Source organism: Ruegeria arenilitoris, from assembly GCF_013035315.1.
Lineage (GTDB): Bacteria > Pseudomonadota > Alphaproteobacteria > Rhodobacterales > Rhodobacteraceae > Ruegeria > Ruegeria arenilitoris_D.
This window is the reverse complement of record NZ_WQHP01000001.1, coordinates 847,694-863,317: the sequence shown is the minus strand read 5'-3', so window position 1 is coordinate 863,317 and position 15,624 is coordinate 847,694. Positions and strand designations below refer to the sequence as shown.

At 59.3% G+C, this 15,624-nt stretch carries 14 protein-coding genes; 10 read left to right on the top strand and 4 right to left on the bottom strand.

What is annotated here, in order from left to right:
• Position 1: 1 nt before the first annotated feature.
• The 4 genes from GOV53_RS04205 to GOV53_RS04190 all read right to left on the bottom strand — a co-directional run bounded on the left by GOV53_RS04205 (position 2) and on the right by GOV53_RS04190 (position 3,894).
• A complete protein-coding gene (locus GOV53_RS04205) occupies positions 2 to 1,036 on the bottom strand; it encodes a TRAP transporter substrate-binding protein (protein ID WP_170464425.1) in 1,035 nt (344 codons plus the stop codon).
• A gap of 19 nt (positions 1,037 to 1,055) precedes the next feature.
• Positions 1,056 to 1,244, bottom strand: a complete 189-nt coding sequence (locus tag GOV53_RS04200) for a DUF2783 domain-containing protein (protein ID WP_170464424.1) — start codon at positions 1,242 to 1,244, stop codon at positions 1,056 to 1,058.
• A gap of 5 nt (positions 1,245 to 1,249) precedes the next feature.
• Positions 1,250 to 2,872, bottom strand: coding sequence for an FAD-dependent oxidoreductase (locus tag GOV53_RS04195; protein WP_170464423.1), 1,623 nt, complete (start codon positions 2,870 to 2,872; stop codon positions 1,250 to 1,252).
• 71 nt (positions 2,873 to 2,943) lie between these two features.
• Positions 2,944 to 3,894, bottom strand: coding sequence for an MBL fold metallo-hydrolase (locus GOV53_RS04190; RefSeq protein WP_170464422.1), 951 nt, complete (start codon positions 3,892 to 3,894; stop codon positions 2,944 to 2,946).
• Positions 3,895 to 4,205: 311 nt separating this feature from the next.
• On the opposite strand from GOV53_RS04190, the gene GOV53_RS04185 reads away from it, so the two are divergent.
• The 10 genes from GOV53_RS04185 (at position 4,206) to GOV53_RS04140 (ending at position 15,614) form a co-directional block, all read left to right on the top strand.
• The gene (locus GOV53_RS04185) at positions 4,206 to 5,207 is read left to right on the top strand and encodes a Gfo/Idh/MocA family protein (RefSeq protein WP_170464421.1); all 1,002 of its coding nucleotides are present in this window, start codon (positions 4,206 to 4,208) and stop codon (positions 5,205 to 5,207) included.
• A complete protein-coding gene (locus GOV53_RS04180) occupies positions 5,207 to 6,778 on the top strand; it encodes an acyl CoA:acetate/3-ketoacid CoA transferase (protein ID WP_170464420.1) in 1,572 nt (523 codons plus the stop codon). Before GOV53_RS04185 ends, GOV53_RS04180 begins: the two co-directional genes overlap by 1 nt.
• On the top strand, positions 6,775 to 7,542 hold the full coding sequence (locus tag GOV53_RS04175; protein ID WP_170464419.1) for an enoyl-CoA hydratase/isomerase family protein: 768 nt from the start codon (positions 6,775 to 6,777) through the stop codon (positions 7,540 to 7,542). Before GOV53_RS04180 ends, GOV53_RS04175 begins: the two co-directional genes overlap by 4 nt.
• 4 nt (positions 7,543 to 7,546) lie before the next feature.
• Positions 7,547 to 9,070, top strand: coding sequence for an aldehyde dehydrogenase family protein (locus tag GOV53_RS04170; RefSeq protein WP_170464418.1), 1,524 nt, complete (start codon positions 7,547 to 7,549; stop codon positions 9,068 to 9,070).
• A gap of 56 nt (positions 9,071 to 9,126) precedes the next feature.
• Positions 9,127 to 10,377: an ABC transporter substrate-binding protein gene (locus tag GOV53_RS04165; RefSeq protein ID WP_170422337.1), complete on the top strand. Its 1,251-nt coding sequence runs from the start codon at positions 9,127 to 9,129 to the stop codon at positions 10,375 to 10,377.
• A 101-nt stretch (positions 10,378 to 10,478) separates the two neighbouring features.
• Positions 10,479 to 11,372: a carbohydrate ABC transporter permease gene (locus GOV53_RS04160; RefSeq protein ID WP_170422335.1), complete on the top strand. Its 894-nt coding sequence runs from the start codon at positions 10,479 to 10,481 to the stop codon at positions 11,370 to 11,372.
• Positions 11,372 to 12,253 carry a carbohydrate ABC transporter permease gene (locus GOV53_RS04155; RefSeq protein ID WP_170422333.1) on the top strand — a complete coding sequence of 294 codons (882 nt, stop codon included), beginning with the start codon at positions 11,372 to 11,374 and terminating at the stop codon, positions 12,251 to 12,253. Before GOV53_RS04160 ends, GOV53_RS04155 begins: the two co-directional genes overlap by 1 nt.
• A gap of 6 nt (positions 12,254 to 12,259) precedes the next feature.
• Complete coding sequence (locus GOV53_RS04150; protein WP_170464417.1) at positions 12,260 to 13,372, top strand: ABC transporter ATP-binding protein; 1,113 nt, start codon at positions 12,260 to 12,262, stop codon at positions 13,370 to 13,372.
• Positions 13,369 to 14,859: an FAD-dependent oxidoreductase gene (locus GOV53_RS21475; protein WP_170464416.1), complete on the top strand. Its 1,491-nt coding sequence runs from the start codon at positions 13,369 to 13,371 to the stop codon at positions 14,857 to 14,859. The genes GOV53_RS04150 and GOV53_RS21475 overlap by 4 nt, the downstream gene beginning before the upstream one ends.
• Entirely contained in the window at positions 14,856 to 15,614 is a 759-nt protein-coding gene (locus tag GOV53_RS04140) for a 3-ketoacyl-ACP reductase (protein WP_170464415.1), read from the top strand. Before GOV53_RS21475 ends, GOV53_RS04140 begins: the two co-directional genes overlap by 4 nt.
• Positions 15,615 to 15,624 lie beyond the last annotated feature (10 nt).

Below are 15,624 nucleotides of genomic sequence, written 5' to 3'. Positions count from 1 at the left end.
ATCAGAAGTCCACGCCTGCCTGCTTGCGCAGTTCTTCCAAGGCCGCCGCTCCGTCGTAGCCGTCCGCCGAGATCGCTTCGGACCAAGCGGTTTCGGCATCTGCAGCCTGGGATTTGATCGTGTCCAAAACAGCAGCCGGGGCTTCATAGACTTCGATCCCGGCCTTTTCTGCGGCTGCACTGCCTTTCTCGTCTGCGCCGATCCAGGCTTCGCCAACAAGTGCGGCAAACGCTTCACCAGAAATCGCCTCGATGGCGGCCTGGTCCTCTGCCGAGATTTCGTTCCACTTGTCCTCGTTCATCACCATGAACCACGTGGTGTTGTATAGACCACCGGGCACAGTCATTGTGTATTTGACGTCTTCAGTCAGTTTGAAGGCGGCAAGGGCGTCGTAGGGGAAGGTCACCCCGTCAATCACGCCGCGCGACAGCTTCTCATAGACCTCGCCCGAGGACATGAACAGCGTTGTGGAGCCCATGCCTGACATCAGATCAGAGATGTATCCACCCGGAACACGAATTTTCAGTCCAGCAAAATCATCAGCGGTTTCGATCTTGCGCACGTTGTTGTGCAACATACCTGGGCCGTGCACGAAAAGCCCCAAAAGCTTGGTGCCCTCATGCTCTTTCTGCGCTTCCAACGGGCCGGAATACACGTTCCAGAACGCCTTGGAGCCGGCCGCGGCATCGTCGCCAATAAACGAGAACTGGCCGATGCGCGAACGGGTGAAACGGTCATCCGTGGTGAAGGAATGCAGGCCGTAGGTGATGTCGGCAATACCGTCAGCGGCCATGTCATAGTGCGCAGGTGGCGGGCCGAGTGGCTTGGCCAGAACGCGGACAGTCACGCGACCGTCTGTGGCTTCTTCAACCTGTTTCGCCCAGGGCTTGATCGCGCCTGTCACGATTGGGTGGCGCGGCGGCAGCCAGCTGGACAGGGCAAGCGTTGTCTCGGCCATCGCGGTCGATGCGAACGAGAGGGCGATGGTCGTTGCGCCAACGCATGCGAGCGCACGGGCTTTAAAGTTCAGTTTCATGATATCCTCCCTAAATGGATTAATTCGCGGCAGTTTTGATCGCCTCGCTCAGAACCGAGCGGTTGCCGATATGGTTGGCCAGAACCAGGACCAGGCGGGCGTTCAATGCATCGCTGTCGTCTTTCTCCAACCCCTCATGAGCGGCCAGAAGCTCAGCGTAGAAATCGTCGACGCCGTCGATGTTCGGGGTCAAGATCAAGTCAGTCATGGGTGTTACTCCTTACCGACAGCGCGTCGGATGGATGCGCGGATTGAGTTCTCGTCAAAGCTGGGGCGGCGGGCAGCTACGTGCTGATCCGGACGGATCAGGTAAACCGCGCTTTCAGCCTCACCCAGATACCGTTTTTTCAGGGCACCGGTTTTGTCATCCTTGACCGACAGGGCCAGACGCGTGACTTGAATACCGTCTTCTTCGATCAAGTCGGGCGCTTCTGCGTCGATGGTCATCAAGACGAATTTGTCGCCCAGTTTGGACAGAAGGAAGTCGTCGCCCAGCGGAGCATCCGGGCAGACCGCGCCGGGACGAGATCGCGACGGACCGTTCAAGGCATCCGCCGAATTGAGCGGCGATCCATCATAGGTACAGGGGACCGATAAGCGCCCTGAATTCACCATTGGGCGCGCAAACTCATACTTTTGCGACAGAGACAGAACCGCATCGCGCAACGTACGGCTCGCGTCGGTTTTCGGAGTGATAAAGTCGGTGGACCGGGTCGAATTCAGAATGTTCTCGTCCGCTCCGTGGATACGTTCGGCGTCGTATGTCTCCAACAGGCTTTCGGGGGCTTCACCACGTATGACCATGCCCAGTTTCCAGCCGAGGTTATCGACATCCTGCATGCCCGAATTTGCACCGCGCGCGCCGAATGGGGACACCTGATGCGCCGCGTCGCCCGCAAAGAAAACGCGGCCATGACGGAAGCTGTCCATACGTTTGCACTGGAACGTGTAGATGGATGACCAGACCATGTCATATTCAACACCGTCCCCCAAGAACGCGTCGAGACGACGACGGATGTTCTCTTCCTTCATCTCTTCGGCACGGTCGACATCCCATCCGATCTGGAAATCCACGCGCCAAACGTCATCTGGCTGCTTGTGCAGCAGGGTCGAGGCGCCCGACCCATGGGACGGTTCGAACCAGAACCAGCGTTCGGTCGGAAAGCTGTCGTTCTTCATCTTGATGTCGGCAATCAGGAAACTGTCCTGAAAGACTTTGCCTGTGAAATTCAGGTCCAACATCGTCCGCAGAGGTGAGGACGCTCCATCACACCCGATCAGCCAGTCTGCTTCCAGCGTGTAAGGGCCGTCCGGCGTCATGATTGAGAGGGTGACGTGGTCGTCGTGAACTTTGACCGCATCCACACGGTTCTTGCCGCGAATTTCGATCGGCGCGCCTTGTTTCTGCAGGTCTTCGAAGCGATCGAGTTGATAGCTTTCAAAATAGGGCTGCTGCATGTTGATGAAGGCGGGGTATTCATGCCCTTCTTCGGGCAAAAGGTTGAATTCGAATACCTGGTCATCCTTGTGAAAAACCTTGCCAAGGTTCCAGACGACGCCTTTGTCGACCATCGGTTTTCCGCACCCATAGCGGTCTGCAATCTCAAGGCAGCGCTTGGCGAAACAAATGGCACGCGACCCCATGCCCACACCTTCGTGGTCATCCAGTACCAGCGTCGGAATGCCCTGACGCCCAAGGTCCAGCGCTGTGGCGACACCGACTGGGCCACCGCCCATCACAACGACCGGGTGGCGTACCGGAGTCGCGGTATCCTGATCGGTCGACTTCTTGTAGGGATAACGCTTGTAGGCAAGCGTGTATCGATCATCGAACATCTGTTTTGTCCTCTGGCTGCGCGCGTTTCGCTTTGGTTGGAAACCCGGCCAAGCAGCCGGGCCGACGCTTTTTAGCCCTGTAAGGCCTCCCACATTTCCAGATCACGCTGAGCGGTCCAGATGCGGGGGGTGTCGATGCCGCGCGCCTCGTCATAGGCGCGGGCGACGTTGAAGGGCAGGCAGTGTTCGTAGATCGCGTAGCTGGCGAATTTGGGATCACACTCGGCCCGTACGGCGTCCCACGCTTCTTTCAGGGACCCGCCGCGTGCCGCGACTTTGGCCGCGGGTCGGTAGGTGCTTTCGACAAAGTCACGGGTGTTTTCGATGGCGGCGTTAACCATGTCTTTGCCGACCAATGCATCGCCGCGACCTGGCGCGATTGCGTCGACGTCAAACCACTTGATCTGATCCAGCGTGTCGCCCCAGTCGCCAAAATGCCCGTCGCCGCAATAGCAGGCGGAATGGTATTCCACGATATCGCCAGTAAACATGACGTTCTGATCAGGCACATGGATGACGATATCGCCGGCCGTATGAGCGCGCCCCAGGTGCATCAGATCGACCCGGCGATTGCCCAAGTAAACTGTAATCGTGTCGCTGAAGGTGGTCGTGGGCCAAGTCAGGCCCGGAATGCTCTCATGGCCTTCGAACAAGCGGGGGAAGCGCTGGAACTCACTATCCCAGTCCTCTTTACCCCGTTCAACGACCATAGCGCGGGCCATGTCCGACATCAGGATCTGTTGCGCGCCAAAGGCGCTGGCGCCCAGAACGCGAACGGCGTGGTAGTGGGTCAGGGCAACATGGGTGATCGGTTTGTCGGTGACGGACCTTACACATTCGATCACCTTGTTGGCCAGGCGCGGGGTCGCTTGCGCCTCGACAATCATTACGCTGTCATCGCCAATGATCACGCCCGAGTTCGGATCACCCTCGGCCGTAAAGGCATAAAGGCCATCGCCGACCTCGGTGAACGAGATTTTCTTTTCCGACATGTCCCCCTGGGACGCGAATGCCTTGGCCATGAGTGCCCTCCAAAGATGCGATGCAGTCGGAGCTATGTCGTTGGCAGAGTCGACTGTTTCGTTACATTTGCAACAATATCGTTACATTTGCAACGAAAGTCAACGGAAAGGTTTGGGCGGATGAGCATTGTCGAAATGGGCGCTAGGAGCTGAGCGGTCGCCCTGTAAGCAACAGAGAGGCCTGCCTTGGATGCGAAACCTGCAAAGCTGACGCTTTGTGCGAGTCGAGACTGCCGCCAGGAAAATTCTACTTGCCAAATTTGGAACGTTCCACTAAACGTTTGGAACGTTCCAAAATCTGGGTGGGAAGAATGAACTGGGTCTTTGTCGGGGCGAGCACGATAGCTTCGCAATATATGTTGGATGCTGTGCGTCAGCAGGTCGGCAATGACGTCACCTGGGTGGTCAGCAATTCGCCGGATCGGGTGAAGGTTTGGGCCAGCGAACACGGCATCCCCAATGCCACCACCGACTTGAGTGCGGCGCTTTCGGATCCGAGCGTGCAGGCGGTGTACATCTCTTCGACCAACGAAAAACACCATGGCCAGGCCATGGCGGCCATCGCAGCGGGTAAGCATGTGCTTTGTGAAAAGCCGCTTGGGATGACGCAAGCAGAAGCGGTCGAAATGGTTCGCGCTGCCGAGGCCGCAGGGGTTGCATTTGGCACAAATCACCATCTGCGGTGTTCGGGAAGTCATCGTGCTATTCGCGACCTTATCGCGGATGGGCGTGTCGGCGATGTTCTGTCCTTGCGTATTCACCATGCGGTGCATTTGCCCGGAAACTTGCAGGGCTGGCGCATCAATTCAGCTGACGCGGGCGGTGGTGTGATCCCGGACATTGTTGTTCACGATGCGGACGTCACGCGGTTCCTGCTGAAAGAGGACCCGGTTTCCGTAGTGGCACAAATGGCAAGCTCAGGTATGGGGCAGGGGGTCGAGGACTCGTGCATGTCCGTCTGGACGATGCCCTCGGGCGCGATGGTCATGACGCACGAAAGCTTTACGCACCCCTTTGCCGGTTCTAGCCTGCAGGTGCATGGAACCAAGGGGTCGATCTTTGCCGAAGGTGTGATGACACAGCGCCCGGTCGGGCAGATCGCATTGGTCACCGAGGAAGGACGCGAAGAAATCCCGTTCTCGGACCACTCGCTATACGTTCAAGGTGTATCCGAGTTTGTCGCCGCAGCCGCAGGCCAAGGTCGCCCGGCCGCGGATGGACCGGACGGTGTGAAATCCTTGTCCGTCGCTCTGAGCGTGCGCGAGGCCGCAGCCTCGGGCCAGCGCATCAACGTAGATTACGGTGGCTTCTGATGACCAAGCTTGTTTCCGTTTCCGAGGCCGTTTCTCGCATCCCGGACAACGCGGTTGTTACCGTTTCGTCCTCCTCGGCGCTGGGCTGTCCTGACCTGGTTCTCAAGGCATTGGGTGAGCGGTTTCGCAAAGAGGGCCATCCGCGCAACATCACCGCGCTGCACCCGATTGCCGCCGGCGATATGTACGGTGTGAAGGGTATGGACCACTTGGCGCAGGATGGGCTGCTCAGCCGTGTTTTGGCCGGGTCATACCCGTCGGGCCCCTCCAGCCTAGAGATGCCGGAAATCTGGAAGATGATCGTCGAGGATCGGGTCGCCGCCTACAACGTGCCGTCGGGCATTCTGTTCGACATGCACCGCGAAGCCGCAGCGCATCGCCCCGGTGTTCTGACGCAAGTGGGTCTTGAGACCTTCGTGGATCCGGTGCGCGAGGGGTGTGCGATGAACGAACGCGGGTCAGCCGCGCCCATCGTCGCAAGGAAAGAGTTTGACGGTCAGACCTGGCTGCACTTCCCGAATATCAACCCGAATGTCTGCGTGTTGCGCGCGACCACGGCGGATGAGTTCGGCAACCTGACCTATGAACATGAAGGTGCCTATCTGGGCGGGCTGGAGCAAGCGATATGCGTCCGAAACCACGGCGGAATCGTGATCGCGCAGGTTCAACGCGTCACCGCCGAGGGCAGCTTGCGCCCTCATGATGTGCGCGTACCTGGGCATCTGGTCGATTTGATCGTCGAAGACCCAGAACAGATGCAGACGACGGAAACGTCTTACGACCCTGCGATCTCTGGCCAGATTATGCGCCCGTGGGACAGTTTTTCGCTGGCCGAACATGGAGTCGAAAAGGTCATCGCCCGCCGCGCCGCGCAAGAGCTGCGCAGCGGTATGAGCGCTAATTTGGGCTTTGGTATCAGCGCCATGGTCCCGCGTGTTTTGTTGGAAGAGGGGTATCCGCAGGCTGTAACCTGGGCGATTGAGCAGGGGGCCGTTGGCGGCGTCCCATTGACCGGCTTTGCCTTTGGCTGCGCGTCCAATGCACATGCTTTTGTGCCGTCCCCACAACAATTCATCTATTTTCAGGGCGGCGGGTTCGACATGTCATTCCTCTCGTTCCTTGAGGTCGATGTCGAAGGCAACGTGAACGTTTCCAAGCTGGGTAAGAAACCTTACCTGACCGCAGGATGCGGTGGGTTCGTCGACATAACTGCCCGCGCCAAAAAGATCGTGTTCTCGGGCTGGTTCGAAGCCGGTGCCAAGATCGATCTGACGGACGACGGTATCCGGGTGGATGCCCCCGGCAAATTCACCAAGATGGTGGATCAGGTCGAACACGTCACATTCTCGGGCCGCCGCGCCCGCGAAACGGGTCAGGATGTACTTTATGTGACCGAGCGCTGCGTCATTCGTCTGACGGATCAGGGTCTGGTTGCGACGGAAATCATGCCCGGCATCGAGGCGCAGCGCGACATTGTCGAAGCGTCGGGTGGTCGCGTCAAAGTCGCGGAAAATGCAGTTCAGATGCCCAAATCCCTGTTCGCAGTCGGGCCGATGGGGATGGCGCTGTGAGCAAGCTCGGGTTTCATATCGAGGGTCCAACCGCCGTCCTGACACTGGACAACGTGTCCAAGCTGAATGCTCTGACCGTGGACATGCTGGACGCGCTGGAGGCTGGCCTGCAAGCGGTCGAGCGTGACGGGGCCATTCGTGCGCTTGTTCTAACCGGCGCAGGGGAAAAAGCGTTTTGTTGCGGGGCCGATATTGGCGCTTGGGGTGCTCTGAGCCCCGCCGAGTTCGCCCGCCATTGGGTCCGTGACGGGCATCGTATCTTTGACCGGCTGGCACGGATCGGCAAACCAACGATCGCCGCGATCAACGGTCACGCCTTTGGCGGCGGGCTGGAGCTGGCTAGCTGCTGCGACCTGCGCCTGATGACCCCGCGTGCCACGCTGGCTTTGCCCGAAGCACGGGTCGGCATCGTGCCGGGCTGGTCCGGTACGCAGCGGTTGACCCGGCTTATCCCCGAGGCTGCGGTGAAAGAGATGGCTCTTTTTGGACGCCGAATTGGTGCCGACCGTGCACTTGCCTTGGGCTATGCGACCGAGGTGAACGACGACGTTCTGGCGCGCGCCCTTGAGATCACAGCTGATCTTGACGACCTGTCACCCCGCGCCACCGAAATCTCCAAAAACATGATCCATGCTGCGGTCGGTGAAGACACCCATGCCGCGGTCGAGGCTCTGGGCAGTGCCGCAATTGCCGCCTCGGCCGACCGCGAAGAAGGCGTCGCGGCGTTCATGGAAAAACGAAACCCCACATTTTCGGGCCACTGACGATATGAAAGACATCACCATCAACCCTGCCATCCCGTTCGAGCTGCCGCCACTGTTTGAAGGTCGGCACCTCATCAATGGCACTTGGCAGGACAGCGCGTCGGGCGAGACGTTCGAGCGCCGCTCACCCTCGCACGGCCACATCGTTAGCCGTTCGGCCATGGGTGGCGAAGTTGAGACTGAGGCCGCAATCCAAGCCGCACGAAAAGCATTCGACAGCGGTGTCTGGAGCCGGGCATCGGGAAAGGAACGCGCCACCCTTCTACTGAAAGTCGCTGACCTGATCGAACAGAATGTGGACCGCATCGCCCTGATCGAAACGCTGGAGAGCGGCAAGCCGATCAGTCAATCCAAGGGCGAGGTTGGCGGTGCCGCGGATCTGTGGCGCTATGCGGCCTCATTGGCGCGCAGTACCCATGGCGACAGCCACAACACGCTGGGTGCGGACATGATGGGTGTCGTGCTGAAGGAACCCATCGGTGTCGTGTCGATCATCACTCCGTGGAACTTCCCGTTCTGGATTCTTAGCCAGAAATTGCCCTTTGCACTGGCCGCAGGCTGCACCGTCGTGGTGAAACCCTCCGAGATGACGCCTTCGACGACCTTGATGCTGGGCGAGCTGCTGGTCGAGGCGGGATTGCCCGCAGGTGTCTGCAACATGGTGCTGGGCTACGGCGTTCCGGTTGGCAGTTTGATGTCCACCCACGACGGCGTGGACATGGTCAGCTTTACCGGCTCGACCGCCGTGGGCAAGACGATCAGCGCTGTTGCGTCGGACACGCTCAAGAAAGTTGCGCTGGAGCTTGGGGGCAAGAACCCGCAGGTCATCTTTCCGGACGCCGATTTGGACGCAGCCGCCGATGCTGTTGTGTTCGGCGTCTATTTCAACGTCGGCCAGTGCTGCAACTCCAGCAGTCGTATCATCGTGCACGAAGACATTGCCGATGACTTCCGCGAGCGTGTCGTTGCCCTGTCGCGCAAGGTCAAGTTCGGTGACCCGTTGGACCCAACGACGCAGGTTGGCGCGATTGTCACGCCCGAGCATAACGCGAAAATCGACGCATACGTCAAACAGGCGCAGGCATCGGGTGCCACCATCGCCTTGGGCGGTGCGCCGCTGCAGGTCGAAGGGCTGGGCGATCAGTTCTATCAGCCTACCATCGTTACGAACGTTCAGCCCGAGATGCCGATTGCGCGGGACGAAGTGTTTGGCCCCGTCCTATCCGTTCTGACGTTCAAAACACTGGACGAAGCCGTCGCGCTGACCAATGATAGCGCTTACGGTCTGTCGGCAGGGGTCTGGAGCGAAAACGTCCACACCTGCCTGGAATTCGCCCGTCGTGCAGAAACGGGAACGGTCTGGACCAACACCTGGATGGACGGATTCCCCGAGGTTGCCTTCGGTGGGTTCAAGCAATCCGGGCAGGGGCGGGAAATCGGACGCTACGGGTTCGAGGAATTTTTCGAAGTGAAATCAGTGGTCATGCGTATCGGTAACAGCCGCACGCCATGGGTTCCACAAGACTAAGACCGGGCACCGGATCGGTCCCGAATAAGAAGAACGCATTAAGGGAGGAAACAAGAATGCGTAAACTGCTTAAGACAAAATCGCTGATTGTGGCGGGTCTGCTGTGCACGACCAGCCTGGCGCAAGCTGAAGAGGTTGAGGTTCTGCACTGGTGGACCTCGGGTGGCGAAGCTGCTGCGCTGAATGTTCTCAAGGACGACCTGTCAGGTCAGGGTATTGGCTGGACCGACATGCCGGTTGCAGGTGGTGGTGGCGAGCAAGCCATGACCGTTCTGCGTGCGCGTGTCACCGCTGGCAACGCTCCTACAGCTGTTCAGGCGCTGGGCTTTGACATCATCGACTGGGCCAATCAGGGCGCGCTGGCCGACCTGAATGAAGTGGCCGCCAAAGAAGGTTGGGATGACGTCGTGCCGGACGCGCTGAAAGCCTTCGCTAAGCATGACGGTAAATGGGTCTCGGCACCCGTGAACGTGCACTCGACCAACTGGGTCTGGGCGAACAAGGCGGTTCTGGATGCGAACGGCATCGCTCAGCCGACGAACTGGGATGAGTTCGTCGCCGCCGTTGAGGCGCTGAAAGCGGCTGGTGTCACCCCGATCGCTCATGGTGGTCAGGCGTGGCAGGATGCGACCATATTCGACGCGGTAGCGATGTCCACGCTGGGTCCAGATGGCTACAAGGCTGCCTTCATTGATCTGGACGAGGAAACGCTTGGTGGCGATGCCATGAAAGAAGCGTTCGACCGCATGGCCTTTATCCGCGACAACGTCGATGAGAACTTCTCGGGTCGCGACTGGAACCTGGCGACGGCAATGGTCATCAATGGTGAGGCCGGTTTCCAGATGATGGGTGACTGGGCAAAAGGTGAGTTCCTGAACGCGGGCAAAGTACCGGGCGAGGACTTCCTGTGCTTCCGCTTCCCGGGCACGCAGGATCAGGTCACGTTCAACGCGGACCAGTTCATGATGTTCGATCAGGGTGGCGCGGTGTCGGCTGAACAGGCCGCACTGGCCAGCGCGATCCTGTCGCCAAGCTTCCAGATTGCCTTCAACAAGGTGAAAGGTTCGGTCCCGGCGCGTACCGACGTGGATGGCAGCGATCTGGATGCGTGCGGTCAGCAGGGCATGAAGGATCTGGCTGCAGCCGCTTCGTCCGGCAATCTGTTCGGTTCGATGGCCCACGGCCACGCTGCACCGGCATCGGTGAAGAACGCGGTCTATGACGTCGTCACCGCGCACTTTAACGGTGAGTATGACAGCGAAACCGCAGTGACCGAGCTGGTCGACGCGGTCTCGATCGCCAAGTGATCCGAAAGTGATCCTCCCGATGGGGCGGCGCGTCTGCCGCCCTGTCACCAAGAGGGCGCAAACGCTCCAACATACCACCACTCGAACGAGGAGGGCGCGCCATGGCTGGATCAGCCGACGCGGATTTCAAGACACGCCTTCAGAACTGGATACCCAAACTGGTCCTGTCGCCATCACTGGCGATGATGCTGGTCTTTGTTTACGGGTTCATTTTGTTCTCGGTCTACCTGTCCTTTACCGACAGCCGCATCCTGCCGACCTATGGCTGGGTTGGCTGGGAGAATTACGATAAACTTTGGCGGTTAAGTCATTGGGAAACCTCGCTGATCAATATGGGGATCTTTGCGAGCCTCTATATCGTGATCTGCACCTGCATCGGTCTTGGCCTGGCGATCTTCCTTGATCAGAAAATCCGCGGCGAAGGTCTGCTTCGCCCGATCTACCTGTACCCGATGGCGCTGAGCTTCATCGTCACCGGCACCGCCTGGAAGTGGTTCCTCGACCCCGGCATTGGCCTGGAAAACGTGATGCACACCTGGGGCTGGACCAGCTTCGAGTTCGACTGGATCAAGAACCGGGATTACGCCATCTATACGGTGGTTCTGGCGGCCGTCTGGCAGACCAGCGGTTTCGTGATGGCGATGTTTCTGGCCGGTCTTCGTGGGATCGACAACGAAATCCTGCGGGCCGCGCAAATGGATGGGGCCTCGAACTGGAACCTCTATCGCCGGATCATCATCCCGCAGCTGCGTCCGGCGTTCCTGTCTGCCTTCGTGATCCTCAGCCACCTTGCGATCAAGACCTTTGACCTTGTGATCGCTCTGACCGGAGGCGGGCCAGGCCGTGCGACCGAGCTGCCCGCGACCTTCATGTATTCCTACACGTTCACGCGGAACCAGATGGGGATTGGCGCGGCCTCGGCCACGATCATGCTGATGACCATTGCGGCGATCATGATCCCCTACCTCTACGCCGAATTGCGGGAGAAACGCTGATGTCCCAAGCAACTCAGGATACCGCAATTCGTACCGGCCGCGTCACCCGCACGCTGATCTATCTGGTGCTGCTGCTGTTTGGTCTGTTCTACCTGCTGCCACTTTACGTGATGCTGGTGAACTCGGTGAAACCGCTGGAAGAGATCACCGGCGGTGGCATGATGAACTTGCCTCAGGTCTTCACGCTAGAGCCATGGCTCAAGGCGTGGTCCTCGGCGCAGATCGGTGTCGATCCGACGGGGTTGAAGCCGTACTTCTGGAACTCGATCAAAATGGTGGTTCCGGCGGTGATCGTCTCGACCATCCTTGGCGCGCTGAACGGCTACGTGCTGACCAAATGGCGCTTCAAATATGATACCATCCTGTTCGGCCTGATGCTGTTCGCCTGCTTCATCCCGTTCCAGATCGTGTTGATCCCAATGGCGCGTATGTTGGGCATCATCGGGCTGGCGGGCACGACTTGGGGCCTTGCACTGGTGCATGTGGTCTACGGGATCGGCTTCACGACGCTGTATTTCCGCAACTACTACGCCGTGTTCCCGACCGAGCTGATCCGGGCCGCCCAGATCGATGGAGCGGGGTTCTTCCAAATCTTTTGGCGCATCCTTCTGCCCAGTTCCGGGCCGATCGCCGTGGTGTCGATCATCTGGCAGTTCACCAACATCTGGAATGACTTCCTGTTCGGTGCGTCCTTTGCCGATGCCAACAGCCAGCCGATGACAGTCGCACTCAACAATCTGGTGCAGTCGTCAACCGGTGTGAAGGAATACAACGTTCATTTCGCAGGCGCCATTCTGGCCGCCATGCCAACTCTGCTCGTCTACATCGTGGCCGGACGGTACTTCGTCCGCGGCCTGATGGCGGGTTCCGTGAAAGGATAAGGCCTGATGGGTTTTCTGGACATAGACAACGCGACCAAGTCCTACGGGGCGGTCGAGGTTCTGCACAAGGTCGATATCTCGGTGCAGGAAGGCGAATTCCTGGTTCTTGTTGGCCCGTCGGGCTGTGGTAAGTCGACCTTGCTGAACATGATCGCGGGGTTGGAAGAAATTACCAGCGGCGAAATCCGCATCAAAGAGCAGGTGATGAACGGGGTGCACCCGTCCAATCGCAACATCGCGATGGTGTTCCAAAGCTATGCTTTGTACCCCAACATGACTGTGGGCCAGAACATCACCTTTGGTCTTGAGATGCATGGCGTCCCAAAGCCCGAGCGTGACAAGGCCATGGCCGAGGTCGCCAAGCTGTTGCAGATCGAGCAGTTGCTGGATCGAAAGCCCGGCCAGCTCTCGGGGGGTCAACGTCAGCGGGTTGCAATGGGCCGCGCGCTGGTGCGGAACCCGGATGTTTTCTTGTTCGACGAACCGCTGTCGAACCTCGACGCCAAACTGCGCGTGGACATGCGGACCGAGATCAAGAAGCTACACCAGAACCTTGGCACCACCATTGTCTACGTGACCCACGACCAGATTGAGGCGATGACGCTGTCCAGCCGCATCGCTGTGATGAACGGCGGGTACGTTCAGCAATTGGGCACACCGCAGGAAATCTATGACACTCCGGCCAATATCTTTGTGGCAACCTTCATGGGATCCCCAGCAATGAACGTGGTGCCCGCCAAGGTCGTCGTTCTGGATGGCCGTCCGCATGCCGAGGTTGCAGTCCATGATGGGTCGATGGCGCAACTGCCGTTCAGTCAGGACAATCTGGCCGCTTGGGACGGTCGCGATATCCTGCTGGGCATCCGGCCTGAGACGATCACAGATATGGACGGGGCAGACCGCAAATCCTCGAACATCGCGCAGATGACCAACCGGATCGTTGTGACAGAACCGGCCGGATCGGACACGTTCGTGTCGATGCAGTTGGGGGGCCGCGATGTGATCGCGCGGATGCGCTCGGATGCCGAGGTCGCACCGGGTCAGGATTTCGCCTTTGCCGTGAACATGGAAAAGGCCGTGGCCTTTGACCCGGAAAGCGAGATGCGGATCGTTCCGTGACACAGGCCGACGTCATAATCATCGGATCAGGAATGGGGGGCGCGACTTTGGCGGCGGCATTGGCACCGTCCGGTCGTCGCATTCTAATCCTGGAACGAGGAGAGCATTTGCGGCCCTCGGCGAAAGACCGCGACCCGCAGGCGATCTTTGCCGACGGGCATTTTCGCCCCGATGAAACTTGGCTGGACGGGGAAGGTCAGGCCTTCAATCCCGGAAACTACTATTGCGTCGGCGGCAACTCGAAATTCTATGGGGCCGCGCTGATCCGCTACCGCAAAGAGGACTTTGAGGCGCGCCAGCACATGGGCGGCCACTCGCCCGGCTGGCCCATCCCTTACGACGCGCTTGAGGCGGACTATACAGCCGCCGAGGAGCTCTATGATGTGCATGGCCGTACCGACGAAGACCCGACCGAGCCGCCGCACAGCAAGGGCTATCCGCACCCTCCGGTCTCGGATGAGGCAGACATTGCCGACCTTCGCACCCGTTTGCAGCGCGCCGGCCTTACGCCATCCTCGGTGCCTTTGGGCGTCGATATCGACCAGTGGCTTGCCGAGGGACAGACCACCTGGGATGCGTTCCCGAATACGCGCGGGGGAAAAATGGACGCTGAAACCTGCGCTTTGGCTAAGGCTCTGCAGCACGGGAATGTTGAACTATTGACCGGAGCGCTGGTCCGTCGGCTTGTCGCCGACCACGATGGGCGGGTTACAGGTGTTGAGGTTGACGGCCACGGGGTCTTACACGCGCCGGTCATCGCGCTGGCTGCGGGTGCGGTGCAGTCTTCGGCTCTATTGTTGCAATCCGCAAATGACAATTGCCCAACGGGCCTTGCGAACCGATCTGATCAGGTTGGTCGGAATTTCATGAACCACAATTGCTCGGCTGTGTTGGCAATGCACCCGCTGCGTCGAAATCGAGCGGTGTACCAGAAGACGTTGATGTTTAACGACTATTACAACGATGATGGAGAGGGCGGTCTGCCCCTGGGCAACATTCAGATGTTGGGTAAAATCACCGGCCCGATCTTGGCGTCGCAAACGCCACTGCCGGGTCCGGTTGCGGCACTGATCGCCGATCGCAGCTTTGATTTCTATGCCATGTCCGAGGATTTGCCGAATCCGGACAGCCGGGTAACGGTCAAAGGCGGGCAAATCCGACTGGACTGGAAACGCTCGAACTGGGCCGCGCATGAGGCGCTGGTTGCGAAGCTGAAACAGCATCTGCGGCAGGCCGGGTTTCCGATTGTCCTGTCGCGGCCTTTTGATCGGCGTACGCCGTCGCATCAATGCGGCACAGCGCGGATGGGCCATGATCCGGCCAGCAGCGTGGTGGACACCTATTGCCGCAGCCATGATCACAAAAACCTGTTCATCGTCGACGCTTCGGTTTTGCCGACTTCGGCGGCGGTGAACCCGGCCCTGACCATTGCAGCCCTCGCGTTGCGGGCGGGGCGACACATTATCGAAATGGAGTTCGCGGCATGACCGGAATTGCTTTGGTGACAGGCGGCCAGCAGGGCATTGGCCTTGGTGTCTCGCGCGCGCTGATTGCAGCGGGGTACAAAGTGGCACTGGCCTCACGTTCGGGTCCCGAAAAATCGGCTGTGCAGGCAGCGCTGGACGAGCTTGGTCCGAATGCAATCTATGTCCAGCATGATGTCTCGGACATCGATCACGTACCAGCGCTGTTGCATCAGGTTGAGGCCAATTTGGGGCCGATCACAACCCTAGTCAACAATGCCGGTGTCGGTGCGCCAGTGCGGGGAGACATGCTGGAATTGAAGCCCGAGAATTGGGATTTCGTGCAAAACATCAACCTGCGCGGTGCGTTCTTTCTGGCGCAAGAAGTGGCGCGACGCATGCTGGAACAGCCAGATGATGCGTACCGGTCGATCATCTTTGTCACCTCGGTTAGTGCGACCATGGTGTCCATTGAGAGGGCCGAATACTGCGTGTCCAAAGCAGCGGCTGCAATGATGACGCAACTTTTCTCGGTGCGCATGGCCCCCCACGGCATCGGCGTGTTTGAGCTGCGACCGGGTATCATTGCGACAGAGATGACCGCGGGCGTACGCGACAAATACACCGACCGTATCGAGGGCGGCCTTGTCCCCGCCGCCCGCTGGGGTGAGCCCGAAGATATCGGGTCCGTCGTTGTCCCGCTGGTGCAGGGACACATGCATTTTGCGACCGGAGCCGCGATCCCCGTGGATGGCGGTCTGTCGATCTCACGTCTTTAACGCAGGACAC